Genomic DNA, 20,458 nt, shown 5'->3' on the forward strand with positions numbered 1-20,458 from the left:
AGGTCACCCTCAGCGACGCCGAGTGGCATCGCCGGCTCACGCCCGCCCAGTACACGATCCTGCGCGAAGCCGGCACCGAGCGGCCGTACACCAGCCCGCTGAACGACGAGCACCGGCAAGGCACGTTCGCGTGTGCCGGCTGCAACCTCGCGCTGTTCTCGTCGGCCACCAAGTTCGACAGCCATACGGGCTGGCCGAGCTTCTGGAAGCCGCTCGACCACGCGGTCGCCACCACCACCGACGCGTCGTTCGGGATGATCCGCACCGAAGTGCACTGCCGCCGCTGCGGCGGCCACCTCGGCCACGTGTTCGACGACGGCCCGCAGCCCACCGGCCTGCGCTACTGCATGAACGGCCTCGCGCTCGCCTTCCACCCTGCCGCCGCCTGATCCGGCCCCACTCCCGACCGACTGGAGAACGCACCATGCTGCTCATCGTCCTTGCCTACCTCGGCGGCGTGCTCACGATCCTGAGCCCGTGCATCCTGCCCGTGCTGCCGTTCGTGTTCGCGCGCGCCGACCAGTGCGCGGCGGCCGACGGACGACAGCGTCGCGAGCACGGCGAGGCCGGTGGCGCCGGCGAACAGCAGATGTCTGCGGGTAGGCATGATGGGCTCCTGGCGGCAGGTCCTGAAAACATGCGCCCATCGTAGTCAGCGGCCGGTGTCGAAGTCCTCACGGAAAGTTAAATGAATTGTGAAGATTGGGGTGGTCTGTGGACGGGGGGCGGTGGAATCCGTCGAAGCGCCGACTGGCAAGGGGGACGGGCTCGACAACGTGACAGTGGGTGCGTGCTACCGCAGGATCAGACGCTACAGATGCTGCGCTATGGCTCTGGCTACGTCCACCAGACTCGATGTGGCGATCAAGTGCTGGGCGGCTTCGAGCGCGACGAGCTGCATCACGAAGTCATGCGCACGCAGCGGCGATTGACCGGGTGTTCTCCCTATGATCCGCTTGGTCGGAGGGCCTGGCAGTGGGGCGGTTCATCAATCAGGATCCGATCGGGTTGCCGGGCGGAGACAATCCGTATCGATACGCGTCGAATCCGACCGGCTGGATCGATCCGTGGGGATGGTGTGTTACACCTGCGGTTTCCCGCGGGGCCGCAGGTCAGCCTCCGCGTGCAATCGCGACGATTACTGCCAAGGATCTCGGCACGGGTACAGTCACGAAGGTATGTACAAATGGCCAGAGAATCATGGGGCGACAACATTTTCAAAAAATAAAGGTTGAGGATGATGAGTGATGGTTTTGAGCATGCTCGAAGCGCGCTGAGATCATTTATGTTGAAAATGAATCGATGGGAGAGGGACTTCTATCAAAAGAAGCGTAATGCTTTGGGCGGTGGCCTTGATGTAACTTCTCTCGACGAGCGCGCGCGGAAGCATCTTTTGGAAATCCTGGAGCAGTGGGCGTTTCAGGATAAAACGAATCAAGGTCGTTTAATTGACCTGGGTTGTTCGGATCCGCCAACGTACGATCCTGAAACTGATGTTGAAGATAGTGTGGAGTCAAGTGGTGGCGAAGTGGTTTTCACTTTTCACCAGACAGTTGGTTTGTTGACCGTATTCCGTTTCACCATGAAAAGAAGTGGCGAAGAATGGAAAATCAAGAAGAAGGAATTTTTGAACTATAAGGACAAGTGGCAGCGGTCAGCGCTGTAACCGCGCTGTTCGACCTGTTTCTCGGGTCGAGCCTTGTCAGGACAGGCACATATCCTGACGTGCGTCCTTGCAATCCGGGGGGGCGGGGTTGCTCAGCGCGAATGAGCAAGTTCGTCCGGTTCGTCCGGCAACGCGGTGAAGAAATCGCGTACGCGAACAAGACGACGGGCAAGGCGCACAAATATGACCGTGCCTTTCGGCGTTGCGGCGACATCCCGTGCATCGCGACGAAATTCATCCATGAACGGCAAACTTTCGACGATTTTCGTCGAGAAACAGGGAAAGTGGGATTTTTTCGGTCGCAGCGAGGCGATATGATTTCTCCAGCCCCAATATTCGTCAGCCGCCCATGAAGTGCGCCAGCATCGCTCTGACGCGGCACCGCAAGCACGAGAGAGTTGTATGCCGGACACGCCATTCGTCATCGCCGAACACGCCCGCAGGAGAGCCGCTCAGGTCCGGTCCGGCGACGTCCCCGCCGCCTTGCAGGACGGGCCCAAGTGGGTGTGTCGGATCGTGCCGGATCAGGAGCCGCTGTGCGGCGCCGAACACCGGTCGGCTGCGAGCATGGCCGGCATGCTCGGCCTGCTGAAGCCGGCGAACGTCCCGTTGACGGACCCGGTCGCGAGCGCCGACGGCTGGCTGGCGCGTTCTTCGACCGACAGGGGTGGCCGGTGTCGAGCCTATGCGCACGTCGGCGCGGACCGGATACTCGAGATGGTTGGAATGCCGGCGGTCGGCCCGTGGCTCGACGAGCGCGACACCTGGTGGCCCGGCGCGTACGAACTGCCACTGCTCGAGCAGTTATCCGCGAGCGGATCGCCGCTGTACGACCTGCTTGGCGCGACCGCATCCGCCCATCTGCTGATGAGCCTGACCGAAGTCGACGGCACCGCGCTCGTGACCGAATCGGACGATGGCGTCGAGCGTCCGTTCCGCATTCCCGCGGGCGTGGATACGATCCACTTCGCCCCCGTATGCATCCACGGTCCAGCGGCGCTGTGGCGCGAAACGCTCGTCACCGCGTTCGACCGCGTCCGGCATCTGGTCGGGATCAGATCGACTCGCCCTTTCTATCTTTGACGCAAACACCCGTTCTCCGGCAAACCACGCCATGACCGATCCACTCGACACCTTCGACCGCAAGATCCTGAATATCGTCCAGCGCGATTGCACCGCGACTGCGGATGCCATCGCCGAACGGATCGGCCTGTCCACGTCCGCCGTGCAGAAGCGGCTGAAGCGCATGCGCACCGAAAAGATCATCTCGGCGGAAATCGCGGTGGTCGATCGCGCGGCCGTCGGCCGGCCGATGACGTTCATTGCAGCGATCGAGATCGAACGCGAAAACTACGAGACGGTCGCCCGGTTCCGCGAGTGGTCGAAGGCGCACGATGAAATCCAGCAGATTTACTACGTGACCGGCTCCGTCGACCTGATCGCGATCATCACCGCACCCGACGTCGAGGCATACGACCGGTTGTCCGCGCGGATCATGCAGAGCAATCCGATGGTTCGCCGGATCAACACGAATGTCGTGCTGAGCGCGCTCAAGGTCGGGTTGTTCGTGCCGGTCGACAAGGACGGCGACGACGCCCCGTCCACGGCCTGACGAGGGCGGTTCGCGCGGCGACGGCCGATCCGTCCGTCCCGCGTGACAAACCGCAACGCGTGACTGCCCGAATCGGTCGAAACGCATAATTTGTCGATCAATTCGCATAACTAATATGTTTCCTGTAGTCAATGAACAGGAGATGATCAAGATGGAACTCAAACTGGCATTGGTCGGCTTCGGCGGAGTCAATCAGGGACTGGTCGAACTGCTCAAGAAGAAACGCGCGTTGCTGGATGCATCGGGACTCGACGTGTCGGTGACGATGGTCGCCGACCTGCGGCTCGGGATCGCGACGAATCCTCGCGGCATCGCGCTGGATGTCCTCGACGAAACCGCCCGGCGGGGTGTCGACGCCGAAGCGCTCCGTCGCGATCCCGGCACGCTGGTGTCGCCGGACGTCGGTCTCGAGGCCGTGCTGAAGGCCATTGCGTCGGAGCACGTGGATGTCGTCGTCGAGGCGACCTTCACCGACCCGAACACCGGTGAGCCGGCACTGTCGCATTGCCGTACCGCCCTCGAATGCGGCAAGCACGTGATCACGACCAACAAGGGGCCGATCGCGCTCGCGCAGCCGGCGCTGGCTCGGGTCGCCGCGCAATCGGGCGCGTGCGTGATGTACGAGGGCACGGTGATGAGCGGCACGCCGGTGCTGCGGCAGCTCGTGACGTCGCTGCGCGGCTGCGACGTCAACGGCTTCGCCGGCATCCTGAACGGTACGTCGAACTACGTGCTCGGCGAGGTCGAGGCCGGCGCGAGCTTTGACGAGGCGATCCGGGATGCGCAGCAGCGCGGCTATGCGGAGGCGAACCCCGCGGCCGACGTCAACGGGTCGGACGTGCAGCTGAAGGTCGTGATTCTGGCGAACGCGCTGTGGAACGCCGGCCTCACGCGTGGCGATGTGACGTGCCGCGGCATCGTGGAGCTGACCGAGCACGACGTGCGCGCGGCGGCGGCGGAGCGCATGTCCTGGCGGTTGATCGGCTCGGCCGTCCGCCATCCGGACGGCACCGTGACCGCGAGCGTCGAGCCGCGCAAGCTGCCGGCCGGCCATCCGTTGCTTGCCGCGAGCGGCGTGACGAATGCGATCACGTTCGACACCGACGTGCTCGGCGGCGTGACGATCAGCGGGCCCGGTGCGGGGCGCGAGGAAACGGCGTTCGCGATCCTGTCCGACCTGATCGAACTCGCCGACCGGATCGGCGCCGTGTCGCACGAGGTGGCCGCATGAGCGCGCGCGATGCGGTGCTGACCGGCTGCACGGGGGCCGGCGTGGCCGATGTCCGGTCGCCGTATGACGGCGCGATCGTCGGCCAGGTTCGACTGTCGCCTGTCGATGCGGCATCGGCCCTCGTCGAGCGCGCGCTCGAAGGGGCGCATGCGGCCGCGACCATGCCGCGCAGCCGGCGCGCTGACATCCTGTTTCGCGCAGCAGCGATCGTCGAGGCGCGAACGGAGACGTTCGCACGCACGATCGCGCTTGAAGCGGGCAAGCCGTTGCGGCAGGCCCGCAAGGAAGTCGCACGCTGCGTGAACACGCTGCGCCTGTCGGGCGAGGAGGCGAAACGGCTGACCGGCGAGACGATCCCGTTCGACGGCTATCCCGGCTCCGAGGATCGCAGCGGCTACTACACGCTGGAGCCGCTCGGCGTGATTCTCGCGATCACGCCGTTCAACGACCCGCTGAACCTCGTTGCACACAAGCTCGGGCCGGCGATTGCGACCGGCAATGCGCTGATCCTGAAGCCCTCGCTGCTTGCGCCGCTGTCCGCGCAGGCGCTCGTCGAGGTTCTGTGGGAAGCCGGTGCGCCGCGCGACGCGCTGCAGATCGTGCACGGCGGCGCGGAGATCGCGTCCGCGCTGGTGCGCGACCGGCGGATCCGGATGGTGACCTTTACCGGCGGTCCGGAGACTGGCGAGGCCATCACGCGCCAGGCGGGACTCAAGAAGATCGCGATGGACCTCGGCGGAAATGCGCCGGTGATCGTGATGGCCGACTGCGACCTGAAGGATGCCGCCGAAGCATGCGTGTCGGGTGCGTTCTGGGCGGCGGGACAGAACTGCATCGGCACGCAGCGGATCTTCGTCGCCGACGCCGCGTACGAGCCGTTCGTCCGTTACTTCGTCGAGCTGACCGGCAAGATGGTCGTGGGCGATCCACTGGACGATGCGACCGACATGGGGCCGATGATCGGCGAGGAACAGGCGGCTCGCATCGAACACTGGGTCGACGAAGCGGTCGCCGGCGGTGCGACGGTGTTGAGCGGCCATCGGCGGCGCGGTGCGCTGTATGAACCGACGGTGCTCGTGGATGTGCCGCGCGACGCGCGCATATGGACCGACGAGGTATTCGCGCCGGTCGTGACGATCGAGAAATTCACCGACCTGGAGCAGGCGCTCGACGCGGCCAATGCGTCGGAGAGCTGCCTGCATGCAGGCGTGTTTACCAACCGCCTGGAGGTGGCGCTCGGCGCGGCGGAGCGGCTGCAGGCAGGCGGCGTGATGATCAACGATTCGTCCGACTACCGCTTCGACGGCATGCCGTTCGGCGGCTTCAAGCATGGGTCGCTGGGCCGCGAAGGGGTCCGGTTCGCGATGACGGAAATGACGCAGCCGAAGGTGGTCTGCTTCAGGCGCAACCGGCGGCTGTCGAGCTGATGCGCGAGCGCCGGCACATGACGGGCCGGCGCGGCGCGAACCGGAGCGGTGTGTGTGCAACGTAGCGGAGAAGGAGTCGAGGATGCCAGCAGCAATTCCTGCATGCAAGCCGGCGGTGGACGCGCTGGTGGTCGAGGATATTCACAAGTCGTTCGGCGGTGTCGAGGTGCTGAAGGGCATCTCGCTGACCGCGCGGAATCACGAGGTCGTGTCGATCCTCGGCAGCAGCGGGTCGGGCAAGAGTACGTTCCTCAGGTGCATCAACTTGCTGGAAATGCCCGACCGTGGCCGGATCTGCGTGAACGGCGAAACGCTCGCGCTGAAGCCGGCGGGCCGCGACGGCGCGCTTGTCGCCGCCGACGCGCAGCAGGTGATGCGCGTGCGCCGCAAGCTCGCGATGGTGTTCCAGCAGTTCAATCTCTGGGCGCACATGACGGTGCTGCAGAACGTGATGTTCGTGCCGGTGCGCGTGCTGGGCGTACCGAAGCGCGACGCACGCGACAAAGCGATCGCGATGCTCGAACGGGTCGGGCTCGCCGGCAAGTGCGAACACTATCCGAACCAGCTGTCGGGCGGCCAGCAGCAGCGCGTGGCGATTGCACGCGCACTCGCGACCGATCCCGACGTGATGCTGTTCGACGAACCGACGTCGGCGCTCGATCCCGAGCTCGTCGGCGAAGTATTGAAAGTGATGCGCTCGCTGGCCGACGAGGGGCGCACGATGCTCGTCGTCACGCACGAGATGGGTTTTGCGCGCGAAGTCGCGAACCGCGTCGTGTTCGTCCACCAGGGACGAATCGAGGAGGACGGCAGTCCCGACGAGGTGTTCGCGAGCCAGAAATCGCCGCGCTTCCAGAAGTTTCTGTCCAGCATCATCTGATGCGGATTCAATGCCAACCGGAGGGGAAATCATGAAGAAGCTGCTTCAGTCGCTGTGCGTGGGCGCGGCACTGCTCGGATCGGTCGCGCATGCCGAGCAGGTCGTGCGGATCGGCACGCTCGCCGATTACGCGCCGTTCGAATACAAGGATGCGTCCGGCAAGCTGCAGGGCATGGAGATCGACATCGGCAAGAAGATGTGCGACACGATGAAGGTCAGGTGCCAGTGGGTGACGATGGATTTCGATGCGCTGATTCCGGCGCTCAAGGCGAAGCAGATCGATGCGGTGCTCGCGCAAATGTCGAAGACGCCGGAGCGCGAGCAATCGGTGGATTTCACGCGCATCTTCACGACGGCACCCGTGCAGCTCGTCGCGAAGCAGGGTTCGGGTATCACGGATGGCGCGGCCGCGCTGCGCGGCAAGACGATCGGCGTTCAGACCGCGTCGACCCACGAATCCTATCTGCGCCGCCGCCTGCTGGCGAGCAAGTCGGGGATCAACGTGAAGGTCTATCAGACGCTCGACGAGGCCTGGCTCGACCTGGAGGCCGGGCGCGTCGATGCCGTGCTTGCCGACAACACGGTCGCGTACGACTGGCTGACGAAGGCCGGCAGGAAGGAAGGTTTCGACTTCGTCGGCAAGCCGATCGCCGATGCGGAGATCTTCGGCGACGGTACGGCGATCGCGGTACGCAAGGGCGACGCGCCGCTGAAGGCGCTGTTCGACAAGGGGATCGCGCAGGTGCAGGCGGATGGCACGTTCGCCGCCGCCAACAAGCGCTATTTCCCGTTCAGCATCGCGCCGCAATAGCCGCGCATCGGGACCGCGCGGCCGCCGCACGGCGGCCTGCGCGATCCGGGCCTCACAAGGAGCGATATCACGATGGACATTCTGGTGAACTACGGCGCGCAGATCGCGGCGGGTGCGCTCGTCACGCTGGAACTCGCGCTCGCCGCGCTGTGCGTCGGCATGCTGCTCGGCATCGCCGGTGCATCGGCAAAACTGTCGGACATGGGCTGGCTCAGGCATGCGACCTATGCGCTGACCAATTTCCTGCGCGGCATTCCCGAGTTCCTGATTCTGCTGATCTGCTATTTCGGGCTGTCGCATCTGCTCAACACGCAATTCGATGGTGCCTTCGCCGTGAGCCCTTTCTCGGCCGGCGTGATCGCACTCGCCGTGGTGTTCGGCGCTTATTCGTCGGAGATGTTCCGCGGCGCATTCATCGCGGTGCCGGCCGGACAGATCGAGGCCGCGCGCGCGTACGGGATGACACGCCTGCAGACACTGTGGCACGTACGCCTGCCGCAGGCGTGGCGCATCTGCCTGCCGAGCCTGAACAACATGTGGCAGAACCTGCTGAAGGACACGTCGCTGGTATCGATCGTCGGGCTCGAGGACATGCTGCGCAAGGCCAACATCGCCGCGCAGTTCACCAAGCAGCCATTCGTTTTCTACGTGACGGTCGGTATCGTCTACTTTGGCTTTCTCGCCGCTTCAAACCCCGTATTCGCATGGCTCGAGCGCATCGCGGGCCGTGGTTACGCACAACGCACCTGACGAGGGCCATGCGATGAACGACTTCCTTTCCCTCATCGAGCAGTCCGGCCCGGACGTCGCGCGCGGTGTATGGATTACGCTGCAACTGCTGGTGCTGTCTTGCACGTTCGCGTTCGCGCTCGCGGTGCCGCTTGCCGTCGCGCGTGCGTCGGAGCGCCGGTGGCTGTCGGTACCGAGCCGCCTGTTCATGTCGGTGTTTCGCGGCACGCCGCTGCTGGTGCAGATTTTCGTGCTGTATTACGGGCTCGCGCAGTTCTCGATCGTGCGCGCGTCGCCGCTGTGGCTGCTGGTTGGCGGATCGTTCTCGTGCGCATTGTGCGCGCTGACGCTCAACCTCTCGGCCTACATGGCGGAAGACATCCGCGGCGGCATTGCCGGCGTGCCGGCCGGCGAGAAGGAAGCCGCGCTCGCGTTCGGGATGAGCCGCTTCGTGGTGACCTGGTTCGTGGTCGTCCCGCGCGCGATCGGCATCGTCGCGCCGACGCTCGGCAACGAGATCGTGCTGCAGCTCAAGTCGACCGCGCTCGCCAGCACGATCACCGTGCTCGACCTGACCGGAGTCGCGCGGCGCATCTCCATCGAAACCTATACGACCGACGCACTGATGCTGGCCGGCATCGTGTACGTCGGTATCACGGCAGTGCTTTCGACCGTGCTCAAACGCGTCGAAGGGCAGCTGAATCGCCATCTGGGCAACGTGCGTGCCTGACGGCACCGCGCGGACACGATACAACCAACGATCCGGAGAACGAAATGGGATACAGGCTTGAAACGCTCGCGCTGGCCGCGGACCGCGACGTGACCGACGAGAAGACGGTCGCGCCGGCGATCCACTATTCGGCCGTGTTCAAGGCGGCCGGCAGCGAGGAATTCGCGGAGATGTCGAGCGTGCCGCAGCATCCGCGCAACTACACGCGCTACGGCAATCCGGTTCACGAGCGGGTCAAGGCGATCATGGCGGAGCTCGAGGGCACCGAGACCGCGCTCGTCACCGCGTCCGGCATGGGCGCGATCGCGACCGCGATCCTCAGTGTCGTGAAGGCCGGCGATCACGTGATCGGCCAGACGCGCCATTACATGAGCACGACGAAAATGCTCGACGACATGCTGCGCCGGTTCGGCGTCGAGGTGACGTTCGTCGACCAGACCGACGCGGCCGCGTTCGATCGTGCGATCCGGCCGAACACGCGGCTGATCGTGCTCGAATCGCCGGTCAATCCGCTGCTGCTCGTGACCGACATCGCCGCGGTGAGCGAAGTCGCCAGGGCGCGCGGCATCCTGACACTCGCGGACAACACGTTCGCGTCGCCGGTCAACCAGCAGCCGCACCGGCTCGGTGTCGACATCGTCGTGCACAGCGCGACCAAGTATCTCGGCGGCCATCACGACCTGACCGGCGGCGTGATCTGCACGAGTCGCGTGATCGCCGAGCAGATCTGGCATACGCACATCACGCTCGGCTCGGTGCTGTCGCCGATGGACGCGTGGCTGCTGCTGCGCGGGCTGCGCACGCTGCCGATGCGCGTCGAGCGGATCAACGCGAACGCCCAGGCGCTCGCCGAGTTCCTCGAGGCGCACGCGAAGATCGAGCGCGTGTTCTACCCGGGCCTGCGCAGCCATCCGCAGCATGAACTCGCGTGCCGGCAGATGCGCGGCTTCGGCGGCGTGGTCGCGTTCGGCGTGCGGGGCGGCTATGGCGAAGCGCAGCGCTTCGTCGAGGCGCTGCGCTTGCCGCTGAACGCGGGCAATCTCGGCGGCGTCGATTCGCTCGCGATCCATACGGCATCCATGTGGGCGGGCACGATGTCGGCGGAACAAATGCGCGCGGCCGACATCCCGCTCAACTTCATCCGTTATTCGGTCGGCATCGAGCATGTCGACGACCTGAAAGCCGATATCGCGCAAGCGCTCGAGCAGATCTGACACGGACCGGCGCACGCGGTCGTTCGACGCATCGGGCGGGCCGCGCCGGCCTTTGAATCGATCCGGGCGCGAGCGGCCCGGGTTGCAACGACGGAGCACGGAATATGCATGGCATCACGGTACTCGACGGCGGCATGGGGCGCGAACTGGCGCGGATGGGGGCGCCGTTCAGGCAGCCGGAATGGTCGGCGCTCGCGCTGATGGAAGCGCCGCATTACGTCGGCCTCGCGCACGACGCGTTCATCGCGGCGGGCGCCGACGTGATCACCGCGAACAGCTATGCGGTCGTGCCGTTCCATATCGGCGAGCAGCGGTTCCGTCGCGACGGTGTCGCGCTCGCGGCACTTGCCGGGCAACTCGCGCGGCAAGCCGCGGATCGCGCAGTGCGGCCAGTACGCGTCGCGGGATCGCTTCCGCCGACCGGCGGTTCGTATCGGCCCGACCTGTTCGACGCGGCGCGTGCCGATGCGATTCTGGCGACGCTCGTCGATGGACTCGATCCGTACGTCGACCTGTGGCTGGCCGAGACGCAGAGCCTGACCGGCGAGATCGACGCGGTCCGTCGCGCGCTCGGTGCGAATCCGAAGCCGCTCTGGGTGTCGTTCACGCTGCGCGACGAGGTCGGCGCCGACACGGGCGCCGGGCCGGTACTGCGATCGGGACAGGCACTCGACGAAGCCATCGACGCCGCCGTGTCCGCGCGCGCGAGCGCGCTGCTGTTCAACTGCAGCCAGCCGGAGGCGATGGGTGCGGCGATCGAGGCGGTGCAGCGTAGGCTCGCTGGAATGGGAGCAGGAGCAGGAGCGGCGTTGATGATCGGCGCGTATGCGAACGCCTTTCCACCGCAGCGCGCCGATGCGCGTGCGAACGAGGAACTCGACGCATTGCGCGGCGATATCGATCCGCCCGGCTATGCGAAATGGGCGGAGCAGTGGCTTGCGCTCGGTGCGCAGATCGTCGGCGGGTGTTGCGGAATCGGCCCCGGCCACATCGCGGCATTGCGCGACGCGGTCGATGCGCGCAGTGCCGGGCACACCGGGTCCGGCCAATGAAGATCGACGGCCTGGACCAGAAGATCATCGACGCATTGTGTGCCGATGCGCGGATTCCGCTCGCGGTGCTGGCCGACAGGATCGGTTTGTCCAGGCAGGCGGTCCGGCACCGGATCGACCGGCTCGAAGCGCTGAAGATCATTGCAGGCTATACGGTGCGGCTCGCGTTGCCCGACGATGTCGCACCGGTGCGTGCCGTGATGCTCGTCTATCGCAAGGACCGGATGCGCGGCGCGGACGTGCTGGCCGCACTCGAGCGGATCGCCGAGGTGCGCGACTGCGCGGTTCTCAGCGGCGAGGTCGATTTGCTGGTGCAGATAGAGGCGGCCACGCATGAGCGCATCAGCGACATCTGGGCGACCATCAGCGCATTGGACGGCGTGCAGAACATGACGACCAGCTTCGTGCTCGACTCGGTCGTTCATAAGCGGTGACGGCCCGGCGGCGTGGACAGTCTTTGGTCTTGATGGAGCGAATTTCCGCTTCGGGTCGCTTTATGTCCCGTGCATGAAAGGCCGCATCCACGACGATCGTCGCGCTCTGTCATCGGGCGCTAGCCGGCCAGAAACGGCCGATCGACACCGTCGCGTAAATCGTCCGCAATCAACGCACTCGAGAACCGCGATTCGCTCCGCATCCGTCCAGGCGCAACATGCAAAATGACCTAAACCGTGCAACTTGCTGGATTGCGTTCACCCTCGAACGCTGCCAGTTTCCGAATTGCGATGTGCTCGCGGCGCAAATCGCGAATGCTGAAATCGGCGAGCATTTGTCAATGCGGGTGCAACAATTTCTCGCTATCGATGGCTGCGCCTGACGGCGTGCCTGGAATATCCACGAGCGGACACGGTTACGGTCGGGTGTTTGAAGCCGACTTTCGGGGCCTTGGCGAACCCGACGTGTCACGATCGCTTGAAATTTTCTTGTTCGCCGATGATTCGGATCATTTGAGCTGCGTTGAGATCGATTACTGCGGAAACGGACTACCCATCCCCGAGCGCATGAACCTCGAGTCGGCTCCCTGTCACCTTCTCCAGGGTGACACGCTGATCCGCGCATAGATCACGGGCGTGTCCGTGACCTACGTTCGTCGCGGCATGCAGACACACCGATGATGTCCGCTCCGTGGAGCGTCGAGCGGCCGGAATGGGGCGACAGCACGCATTCACTGGCAGGGGCAGGGGGCGACTGCTACCCCCTTGTCGCAGCTAGAGAGCGCTGCACCGGTAAAGCGTATGGAAATCCCAGGCTGCCCCCGGGGGTTGTGCCGGACAATACAATCCGGTATCATTCACGCCCCCCACAAGCTGCGCATACGGATTTCGCACGAGGCGTCCCGCCCTCGACTATCTGTGCGTACACGATTCCGTTCGCATCCCGGCAGGCAACCCATTCTGGCGTCATGCTCGCGACGATCGTCGGCTCATCTGTCGAGGAGCATGTATTGGCAATTCCTGATCGGAACGATTCCACATCCCCTGAAATCACGGGCACGGCAAAAGCCGGCCGCCGTGTGGCAAAGGGAAAGGCCCAGGCCCTGACGCCGACGGACAGCGCGTCGCTGGCACGTCAGAACGAGGAGCGCCAGCACCAGATGCGCGCGTTGATCGCGCTCGGTCGCGAGCGCGGCTATCTCACCCACGCGGACATCAACGACCACCTGCCCGACAACTTTGCCCAAACGGCGGCGATGGACACCATCGTCAGCACGTTCAGCGACATGGGCGTGGCCGTGTACGAACAAGCGCCGGACGCCGAAGCGCTGCTGTTGACCGACGCTGCGCCGGCCGTGGCATCCGACGATCAGGCGGACGAGGAGGCGGAAGCTGCGTTATCGACCGTTGATTCCGAATTCGGCCGCACCACGGATCCGGTTCGGATGTACATGCGAGAAATGGGGGCCAGCGAACTGCTGACCCGCGCCGGTGAAATTGAGGTCGCGAAACGGATCGAAGATGGTCTGCAGGACATGATTCAAGCGATTGCCGCGTGTCCGTCGATCGTGTCCACGATTCTTGCCGATGTCGACCGCGTCGTTGCCGGGGAACTGCGCATCGACGAACTGGTCGATGGCATCAGCGTCGACGCCGATGAAAGCGAAATGGCGCCAGAGTCCCAGGAAGAGGATACGGAAGCACAAGCCGCCGACGATGATTCGGACGAAGACGACGTCGAAACGGACGCCGGGGATTCGGAGAAGGTGAACGCGGCACGCCTCGAAGAACTCACGAACGACAGTCTCGTGATTTTCGCGCGCGTGCGTGCGCTGTTCGAGCAGTTGCCGGATGTGCCTGTCACGGGCGATGCCCGTTCCGCAGCCGCTGTACAAGTGCGCACGGCGATCCAGCGTGAACTCGCGCCGATCCGCTTTACCGCCAAGACCATCGACCGCCTGTGCGCCATCGTGCATGGGCAAGTGACTGAGGTTCGCGCGATCGAGCGCAGCATCCTGGCGATTGCTGTCGACCGTTGCGGCATGCCGCGCGACGCGTTTGTCGAGTCGTTCCCGGGCCACGAGACCGACCTCGAATGGACGAACCGCACGGCAGCGACCTCGCAGCAGTTTGGCGCGGCGCTCGAGCGACATCAGCCGGCGATTCAGGCGGCGCAGCAGAAGCTCGTCGACATCGAGTCCCAGGTCTCGTTGCCGCTCCAGCAGCTCAAGCAGATCAACCGCCAGATGAGTGCCGCGGAACTGAAAATGCGGCAGGCCAAGCGCGAGATGATCGAGGCGAACCTTCGTCTTGTCATTTCAATCGCCAAGAAATACGTGAACCGCGGCATGCAGTTCCTGGATTTGATCCAGGAGGGCAATATCGGCCTGATGAAGGCCGTTGACAAGTTCGAATACCGGCGCGGCTGGAAGTTCTCGACCTACGCGACCTGGTGGGTCCGGCAGGCTGTCACGCGTGCGCTCGCCGATCAGGCGCGGACCATTCGCGTGCCGGTCCACATGATCGAGACGATCAACAAGCTGAACCGGATATCGCGCGAAATCTTGCAACAGACAGGGCAGGAAGCGCATCCCTCAGTGCTCGCAAAGCGCATGGAGATGTCCGAGGAGAAAGTGCTCAGTATCCTCAAGATCGCCAAGCAACCTGTCTCGCTCGAAACCCCGGTGGGTGACGACGCCGATGCAACGCTCGGTGACATGATCGAGGATGTCTCGGCGAGTTCGCCGGCTGAGGCGGCGATTCACGCGAACATGCGCGCGGCGATCGACGAGGCACTCAACGGGTTGTCGCCGCGCGAGGCCAAGGTTCTGCGGATGCGATTCGGGCTCGACACAAACTCCGATCACACGCTTGAAGAGGTCGGCAAGCAGTTCGATGTGACCCGTGAGCGGATCCGTCAGATTGAGAGCAAGGCGATGCGCAAGCTGATGCATCCCAGCCGTGCGGACAAGCTCAGGCCATTTCTTGAGCGCTAGACTTGAGCGCTAGAGCAAGCCGGGCGTGGTATCCCTGCGACGCCCGGCTCCAGGCTTGCAGCGATCACGCGTCGGCCTGATCGTTGTCCTGACCGCAGCGTATTCGCTGCGGGGAAAACTGACAGCGGCTTGATGCTGGCGGCCTGCTTCCCTTTGCTTGGGCGGCCCGGGTGCGGACTCCGCAAACCTGGTCGCTGCACTGGATCAATGGGCGACGAAGGGCAAGGCACCCGGGAACCTCGTTGCATCGAAGCTGAACACGGACGGTAGTGCGGCGTTTGCGCGAGCCTTGTGCCAGTATCCGCCGTACCCGCGCTATACCGGGCCCGCGAACGGCGCCCGCCACGTCGACGGCGAGCGCGCCGATTTCATCCGCGAATGGCTGCACGCCTTCCGGACCCTTCGAATTCGCGATCCGCACGCGATGGCCCGCCGCCTTCAGCCGGCGCGCAAGCGTCCCGCCGATATTGCCGGGTCCCGATGATGCCTATTTCCACGGTGGTTACCTCGTTCAAGAATGCTTCGCCAGCCCGCCGCGTCACGCGAGCCGGAATTTTTTCCGCAGGCTCGAATCGACCGGGCCGGCTGGCATGAACCGTCGCAACTTGCGCAATAGCGACGCCTCACCGGTCGGCGTGCGTCGCATCCGCCATGCGCCGAGCGCTGCGTCGACGATGGTGGCGGCCACACCCTCGGGGTGCGGCGCGGTTTTCACGCAGTGGACAACGGCACGCGACGCGAGCGTCCGCTCGCGGTCGTAATCGGCGATCGGCGCGCTTGCCTGCAGCGCGTTGACGTCCAGGTTCGTCCGCGTAAACGACGGTTCGACCAGCGTCGTGCGAATGCCGAACTGCCGCAGTTCGTGATCCAGCGTTTCAGTCAAACCCTCCACCGCATGTTTGGATGCCGAATAGAGTCCCATATAGGGCGCCGGCAGGAAGCCGAGCACCGAGCTGACATTGACGATCCGGCCGCGCCGCTGTGCCCGCATGTGCGGAAGCACCGCATGGGCCGTACGCAGGATGCTGAATACGTTGGTGTCGAACAATGCCGCGGCTTCGGTCACGGAGGTTTCCTCCACCGCGCCGAGCAGGCTCGTGCCTGCATTGTTCACGAGCACGTCGATGCGTGCGGCGCGATCGATGATCGTTTGAATACCCGATTGAACGGACGCGTCGTCACGTACGTCCATCTCGATCAACTCGACGCCGGCGATGGGTGCCGCTCGCGCGATGCTGCGCACGGTGCCGAACACGCGGCACCCGCGTTTGGCGAATTGTTCTGCGGCGACGCGCCCGATGCCCGACGACACGCCGGTCACGACGACAACGGTGGAATTCGACATGGCTGTTTCCTTGGACAGGATGAGTAGCGGTATCAATCGCGCGCGTTCAGTGCGGGCTGAAATACAGCCTCGCCCGGCGATGCCGGTTCATGACCGCCGTGGCGGGTGGCGGCGGAATGACCGGGCCGGATCCTGAACCAGATCGCGTACATCGCCGGCAGGAACATCAGCGTGAGGATCGTCCCGGCGAACGTGCCGCCGATCAGCGTGTACGCGAGCGTTCCCCAGAACACCGAATGCGTGAGCGGAATGAACGCGAGCACGGCGGCCATGGCGGTCAGGATCACCGGGCGCGCCCGCTGCACGGTCGCTTCGACGACCGCGTGGAACGGATCCAGTCCCGCCTGTTCGTTCTGGTGAATCTGGCCGATCAGGATCAGCGTGTTGCGCATCAGGATCCCCGACAGCGCGACGAGGCCGACCAGCGCATTGATGCCGAACGGCTGCCGGAACAGGATCAGCGTGGGCACCACGCCGATCAGGCCGAGCGGGCTCGTCATGAACACCATCACCATCGCGGAGATCGAGCGCACCTGGAAGATGATGATGACGAGCGTGACCGCCAGCATGATCGGGAAGAGCGGCAGCATCGCCTTGGTGGCCTTGCCGGATTCCTCGATGGAGCCGGCCTCCTCGATTCGATAGCCGCTCGGCAGCGCGGCGATGATCGGCTGAAGCTGGTTCGTGATCGCAGCCGACACGTCCGGCGGCTGCAAGCCGTCGGCGATGTCGCCGCGCACCGTGAGCGTCGGCACGCGATCCCGCCAGCGCATGATCGGCTCTTCCATCCGCACGTCGACCTTGCCGACCTGCGACAGCGGGATACGCTGCCCGCTCGCGCCGGCGAGCGTGAAGTCGTCGAGCCGCGCGGGATCGAGCCGCGCATCGCCGCCCGACCGCGCGATCACCTGTACGGTCCGGATATCCTCGCGCACTGCGGTGACCGGCACCCCGGTCAGCAGGAACTGCAGCTGCTGCGCGACCGCACTGGACGTCAACCCGACTGCCTGCAGGCGATCCTGCTGCAACGTGAAATGCAGCGTCGGCGCGCGCGTGCCCCAGTCGGCATTGACCGTGCGCATCATCGGGCTGCCGGTCATCACACGCTCGACATCGGTCGCGATACCGCGCAGCTTGTCCGGATCGGGGCCCGTGACCCGATACGCGACCGGGAACGGCGAATACGGACCGAACACGAGCTGCGTCACCCGTACGCGGGCTTCGGGCGCAAGGCCATCGGCGATGGCCCGCCGCAGGCGCGCCTTCAACGCATCGCGCTCGTCCTGGCTGTCGGTGCGCACCACGATCTTCGCGAATGACGGATCGGGCAGCTCCGGCCCCATCGCCAGATAAAAGCGCGGCGCACCCTGGCCGACGTACGCGGTGACGATCCTCGCTTCCTTCTGCTTCGCGAGCCACGCTTCGACCTTCGACGTGGCGGCGCTCGTTTGCGAAATCGACGTGCCGTACGGCATCTGCACCTCGATCAGCACCTCGGGGCGATCGGAGATCGGGAAAAACTGTTTCTTGACGACCGCCATGCCGAGAATCGCGAGCACGAACAGGGCGACGACCGAACCGGCGACGAGCCATTTGCGGGCGATCACGCGCGTCAGCAATTGCCGGAAGCGGTTGTAGCGGGGCGTGTCGTAGATCGCATCGTGGCCGCCTTCGAGCCTCTTGAGGTTCGGCAGCATCTTCACGCCGAGGTACGGTGTGAAGGCCACTGCAACGACCCACGATGCGATCAGCGCGATCCCGACGATCCAGAACATGTTGCTGGTGTATTCGCCCGCGCTGGAGCGAGCGAAGCCGTTCGGCATGAAGCCGACCGCGGTGACCAGCGTGCCGGCCAGCATCGGCGCGGCCGTATGGCTCCACGCGTACGCCGACGCGGCCACGCGGTCGTAGCCTTCCTCCATCTTCACGACCATCATTTCGATTGCGATGATCGCGTCGTCGACCAGCAGCCCGAGCGCGAGGATCAGCGAGCCGAGCGTGATGCGGTCGAAGTTCTTGCCGGTGGCGGCCATCACGACGAACACCACGGCCAGCGTCAGCGGTACGGCCGCGGCGACGACGAGGCCTACGCGCCAGCCCATGCTGACGAAGCTCACCAGCATCACGACGAGCAGCGCGGCGAAGAACTTGACCATGAACTCGTCGACGGCGGAGCTGATGTTCACGGACTGGTCGGTGACCTTGGTCAGGCTCATGCCGAGCGGTAGCTCCGCGTTGATCGCGCCGACTTCCCGGTCCAGCGCCCGGCCGAGGTCGAGCCCGTTCCAGCCGTCGCGCATCACGACGCCGAGCAGCAGCGCGGGTTCGCCGTTGTTGCGGATCATGAACGTCGACGGGTCTTCGTAGCCGCGCTCGACGGTGGCGATGTCCGACAGTTTCAGCGTGCGGCCCTGTGCGACGATCGGCGTGTCGCGAATCTTCTGCAGCTTGTCGAATGCGCCTTCCACGCGAATGAAGATCTCGGGCCCGCGCGTCTCGACGGAGCCGGCCGGCGTCAGCGCATTCTGGCCGTTGAGCGCGGCGAACACGTCCTGCGGGCTCACGCCGAGCGTCGCGAGCCGGTCGTGCGACAGCTGCACGTAGATGCGCTCCGCCTGTTCGCCGATGATGTCGACCTTCTTCACGCCCGGCACATGCAGCAGGCGCTGACGCTGCATCTCCGCATCGCGCACCAGCAGGCGCTGCGGTTCGCCCTTGGCCTTCAGCGCGAACAGCGCAAACGTGACGTCCGCGTATTCGTCGTTGACCATCGGGCCGATCACGCCGGCCGGCAGATCGTTCGCCACGTCGCCGATCTTCTTGCGCGCCTGATAGAACTGCTCCTGCACCTCGGACGGCGGCGTGCTGTCGAGCAACGTCAGCGTCGTGAACGCGAGGCCGGGGCGCGTGTAGGTTTCGGTGCGGTCGTACCAGCGCAGCTCCTGCATCCGCTTTTCGATCTTTTCGGCCACCTGGTCGTGCATTTCCTGCGCGGTGGCGCCCGGCCACGCGGTGACGATGGTCATCACCTTGACCGTGAATGCCGGGTCTTCCGCGCGGCCCAGCTTGAAGAACGACACGAGCCCCGCGAGCGAAATCAGGCAGATCAGGAACAGCGTGATCGCGCGCTCGCGCACCGCGAGCGCCGACAGGTTGAAGCGGCGTTCGCTCATGGCTGTGCCCCTTCGCGCGCGACCGTGGCGGCCTGCGCGGCCACGCGAACCGCTTCGCCGTCATGCAGCAACTGCGCGCCGAGCGCGACGACCCGGTCGCCTTGCTTGAGTGCGCCGGACACGCGCGCGTTGTCGTCGTCCAGATGCTCGACCGTGACCGACCGCCATCCCACCTTGGCCGGATCGCCTGCGACGACCCACACGCCGGGCCCTTTGCCGCCGTCCAGCAGCGCGCCGATCGGCACCTGCAGGCCGGCTGGCGGTGTCGCGCGTGCGTCGTCCGGTATGCGGATCGTGACGGTTGCGCCCAGCGGCGCGGCGGCTAGCGCGCCCTGCAGTACGTAGCGTGCTTCGAACGTGCGCGTTCGCGCATCCGCGGAATCGGAGAGCTGGCGTAGCGTCGCGGGGACACTCGAGCCCGGCTTGCCGAACAGCTCGGCCAGCGCCACGGAGCCGGCCGCGGGCCGCAGCGTTTCCGGCAACTGGATCACGGCTTCCCGGCTGCCGGCGTGCGCGAGCCGCACGACCGGCTGGCCGGCGCTGACGACCTGACCGGGCTCCGCGAGCGTTTCCATCACGACGCCGTCGCCGTCCGCAACGAGTTCCGCATAGCCGGTCGCATTGCGCGCGACGTCGGCGTCGGCTTCGGAGGCGCTCAACTGGGCTTTCGCGGCGTCGGCCGCTGCCTTGACCTGGTCATAGGCCGATGCCGATATCGCGCCGGTGCCGCGCAGGTCGCGGTAGCGCGCTTCGTCCTCGGCGGTCTGCCGCGCGCGTGCCCGTGCTGCGGCTACTGCCTCGTCGCGTGCGCGCGCCGCGAGCTTCAGGTCGACGGGATCGATCCGCATCAGCGGCTGGCCGCGCCGGACGGCTTGTCCGGTATCGACGAGCCGCTCCAGCACCTTGCCGGACACCCGGAACCCGAGGTCGCTCTGCACGCGTGCGGCGACGGTTCCGGTGAACGAGCGGGACGCGGGCGCGGCGGCCTGCACGATGGCGGTACGCACGAGCGGTGCCTCCGTGCGCGGATCGGAAGGCGCTTTTCCGCTGCAGGCGGCTAGCGCGAGGGGCAGTGCGGAAGCGACTGCGAGGAGAGCGAGGCGACGCCGGAGCATGAAAGACCCACTGACGAAGTGATTGGGGCTTTCATTGTGTATC

20 protein-coding genes and 1 pseudogene are annotated in these 20,458 nt (G+C 65.3%); 17 read left to right on the forward strand and 4 right to left on the reverse strand.

Annotation, left to right across the window (positions count from 1 at the left end; translation table 11 throughout):
* The 4 genes from msrB to JYJ84_RS00020 form a co-directional block, all read left to right on the forward strand.
* Positions 1-389 (forward strand): peptide-methionine (R)-S-oxide reductase MsrB (gene msrB, locus JYJ84_RS00005; RefSeq protein ID WP_205189103.1); only part of this gene is annotated, 389 nt, incomplete at its 5' end.
* A gap of 35 nt (positions 390-424) precedes the next feature.
* The gene (locus JYJ84_RS38210) at positions 425-652 is read left to right on the forward strand and encodes a hypothetical protein (protein ID WP_205189104.1); all 228 of its coding nucleotides are present in this window, start codon (positions 425-427) and stop codon (positions 650-652) included.
* A 323-nt stretch (positions 653-975) separates the two neighbouring features.
* Complete coding sequence (locus JYJ84_RS00015; protein ID WP_236027633.1) at positions 976-1,248, forward strand: RHS repeat-associated core domain-containing protein; 273 nt, start codon at positions 976-978, stop codon at positions 1,246-1,248.
* A complete protein-coding gene (locus JYJ84_RS00020) occupies positions 1,241-1,666 on the forward strand; it encodes a RhsIA family immunity protein (protein ID WP_265343097.1) in 426 nt (141 codons plus the stop codon). The genes JYJ84_RS00015 and JYJ84_RS00020 overlap by 8 nt, the downstream gene beginning before the upstream one ends.
* Positions 1,667-1,758: 92 nt before the next feature.
* On the opposite strand, the gene JYJ84_RS00025 is transcribed toward JYJ84_RS00020, so the two are convergent.
* Positions 1,759-2,091 carry a hypothetical protein gene (locus JYJ84_RS00025; protein ID WP_175221993.1) on the reverse strand — a complete coding sequence of 111 codons (333 nt, stop codon included), beginning with the start codon at positions 2,089-2,091 and terminating at the stop codon, positions 1,759-1,761.
* 91 nt (positions 2,092-2,182) lie between these two features.
* Between JYJ84_RS00025 and JYJ84_RS00030 the strand changes: the two genes are divergently transcribed.
* The 13 genes and pseudogenes from JYJ84_RS00030 to JYJ84_RS37555 all read left to right on the forward strand — a co-directional run.
* A complete protein-coding gene (locus JYJ84_RS00030; protein ID WP_240201806.1) occupies positions 2,183-2,749 on the forward strand; it encodes a hypothetical protein in 567 nt (188 codons plus the stop codon).
* Positions 2,750-2,780: 31 nt separating this feature from the next.
* The gene (locus tag JYJ84_RS00035; RefSeq protein WP_122950306.1) at positions 2,781-3,278 is read left to right on the forward strand and encodes an Lrp/AsnC family transcriptional regulator; all 498 of its coding nucleotides are present in this window, start codon (positions 2,781-2,783) and stop codon (positions 3,276-3,278) included.
* A gap of 151 nt (positions 3,279-3,429) precedes the next feature.
* Positions 3,430-4,509 (forward strand): homoserine dehydrogenase, encoded by a 1,080-nt coding sequence (locus JYJ84_RS00040; protein ID WP_175221991.1) that lies wholly within the window; start codon positions 3,430-3,432, stop codon positions 4,507-4,509.
* On the forward strand, positions 4,506-5,936 hold the full coding sequence (locus tag JYJ84_RS00045; RefSeq protein WP_175221990.1) for an aldehyde dehydrogenase family protein: 1,431 nt from the start codon (positions 4,506-4,508) through the stop codon (positions 5,934-5,936). The genes JYJ84_RS00040 and JYJ84_RS00045 overlap by 4 nt, the downstream gene beginning before the upstream one ends.
* A gap of 82 nt (positions 5,937-6,018) precedes the next feature.
* Positions 6,019-6,816 (forward strand): ABC transporter ATP-binding protein, encoded by a 798-nt coding sequence (locus JYJ84_RS00050; protein ID WP_122950308.1) that lies wholly within the window; start codon positions 6,019-6,021, stop codon positions 6,814-6,816.
* A 31-nt stretch (positions 6,817-6,847) separates the two neighbouring features.
* Positions 6,848-7,627, forward strand: a complete 780-nt coding sequence (locus JYJ84_RS00055) for a transporter substrate-binding domain-containing protein (RefSeq protein ID WP_174957600.1) — start codon at positions 6,848-6,850, stop codon at positions 7,625-7,627.
* Positions 7,628-7,699: 72 nt separating this feature from the next.
* Positions 7,700-8,377, forward strand: a complete 678-nt coding sequence (locus tag JYJ84_RS00060; RefSeq protein ID WP_174957599.1) for an ABC transporter permease — start codon at positions 7,700-7,702, stop codon at positions 8,375-8,377.
* Positions 8,378-8,390: 13 nt separating this feature from the next.
* On the forward strand, positions 8,391-9,086 hold the full coding sequence (locus JYJ84_RS00065; protein WP_175221989.1) for an ABC transporter permease: 696 nt from the start codon (positions 8,391-8,393) through the stop codon (positions 9,084-9,086).
* A 44-nt stretch (positions 9,087-9,130) separates the two neighbouring features.
* Positions 9,131-10,300, forward strand: coding sequence for a PLP-dependent aspartate aminotransferase family protein (locus JYJ84_RS00070; RefSeq protein WP_175221988.1), 1,170 nt, complete (start codon positions 9,131-9,133; stop codon positions 10,298-10,300).
* Between the two features lie 104 nt (positions 10,301-10,404).
* Complete coding sequence (locus tag JYJ84_RS00075) at positions 10,405-11,352, forward strand: homocysteine S-methyltransferase family protein (protein ID WP_175221987.1); 948 nt, start codon at positions 10,405-10,407, stop codon at positions 11,350-11,352.
* The gene (locus tag JYJ84_RS00080; protein WP_122950313.1) at positions 11,349-11,786 is read left to right on the forward strand and encodes an Lrp/AsnC family transcriptional regulator; all 438 of its coding nucleotides are present in this window, start codon (positions 11,349-11,351) and stop codon (positions 11,784-11,786) included. Before JYJ84_RS00075 ends, JYJ84_RS00080 begins: the two co-directional genes overlap by 4 nt.
* 968 nt (positions 11,787-12,754) lie before the next feature.
* The gene (rpoD, locus tag JYJ84_RS00085; protein WP_236027634.1) at positions 12,755-14,782 is read left to right on the forward strand and encodes an RNA polymerase sigma factor RpoD; all 2,028 of its coding nucleotides are present in this window, start codon (positions 12,755-12,757) and stop codon (positions 14,780-14,782) included.
* 157 nt (positions 14,783-14,939) lie between these two features.
* Positions 14,940-15,050: pseudogene (locus tag JYJ84_RS37555) on the forward strand (hypothetical protein); the annotation flags it as partial.
* Positions 15,051-15,320: 270 nt separating this feature from the next.
* Here the strand turns inward: JYJ84_RS37555 and JYJ84_RS00095 are convergent.
* Genes JYJ84_RS00095 through JYJ84_RS00105 form a run of 3 tightly spaced genes read right to left on the reverse strand, consistent with a single transcriptional unit; the run spans position 15,321 to position 20,415 of the window.
* Complete coding sequence (locus JYJ84_RS00095; RefSeq protein WP_175221986.1) at positions 15,321-16,127, reverse strand: oxidoreductase; 807 nt, start codon at positions 16,125-16,127, stop codon at positions 15,321-15,323.
* A gap of 32 nt (positions 16,128-16,159) precedes the next feature.
* Positions 16,160-19,300 carry an efflux RND transporter permease subunit gene (locus JYJ84_RS00100; RefSeq protein ID WP_175221985.1) on the reverse strand — a complete coding sequence of 1,047 codons (3,141 nt, stop codon included), beginning with the start codon at positions 19,298-19,300 and terminating at the stop codon, positions 16,160-16,162.
* Positions 19,297-20,415: an efflux RND transporter periplasmic adaptor subunit gene (locus JYJ84_RS00105; protein ID WP_122950317.1), complete on the reverse strand. Its 1,119-nt coding sequence runs from the start codon at positions 20,413-20,415 to the stop codon at positions 19,297-19,299. The genes JYJ84_RS00100 and JYJ84_RS00105 overlap by 4 nt, the downstream gene beginning before the upstream one ends.
* Positions 20,416-20,458: the final 43 nt, after the last annotated feature.

This window comes from Burkholderia sp. LMG 13014, assembly GCF_905232215.1.
Classification (GTDB): Bacteria; Pseudomonadota; Gammaproteobacteria; order Burkholderiales; family Burkholderiaceae; genus Burkholderia.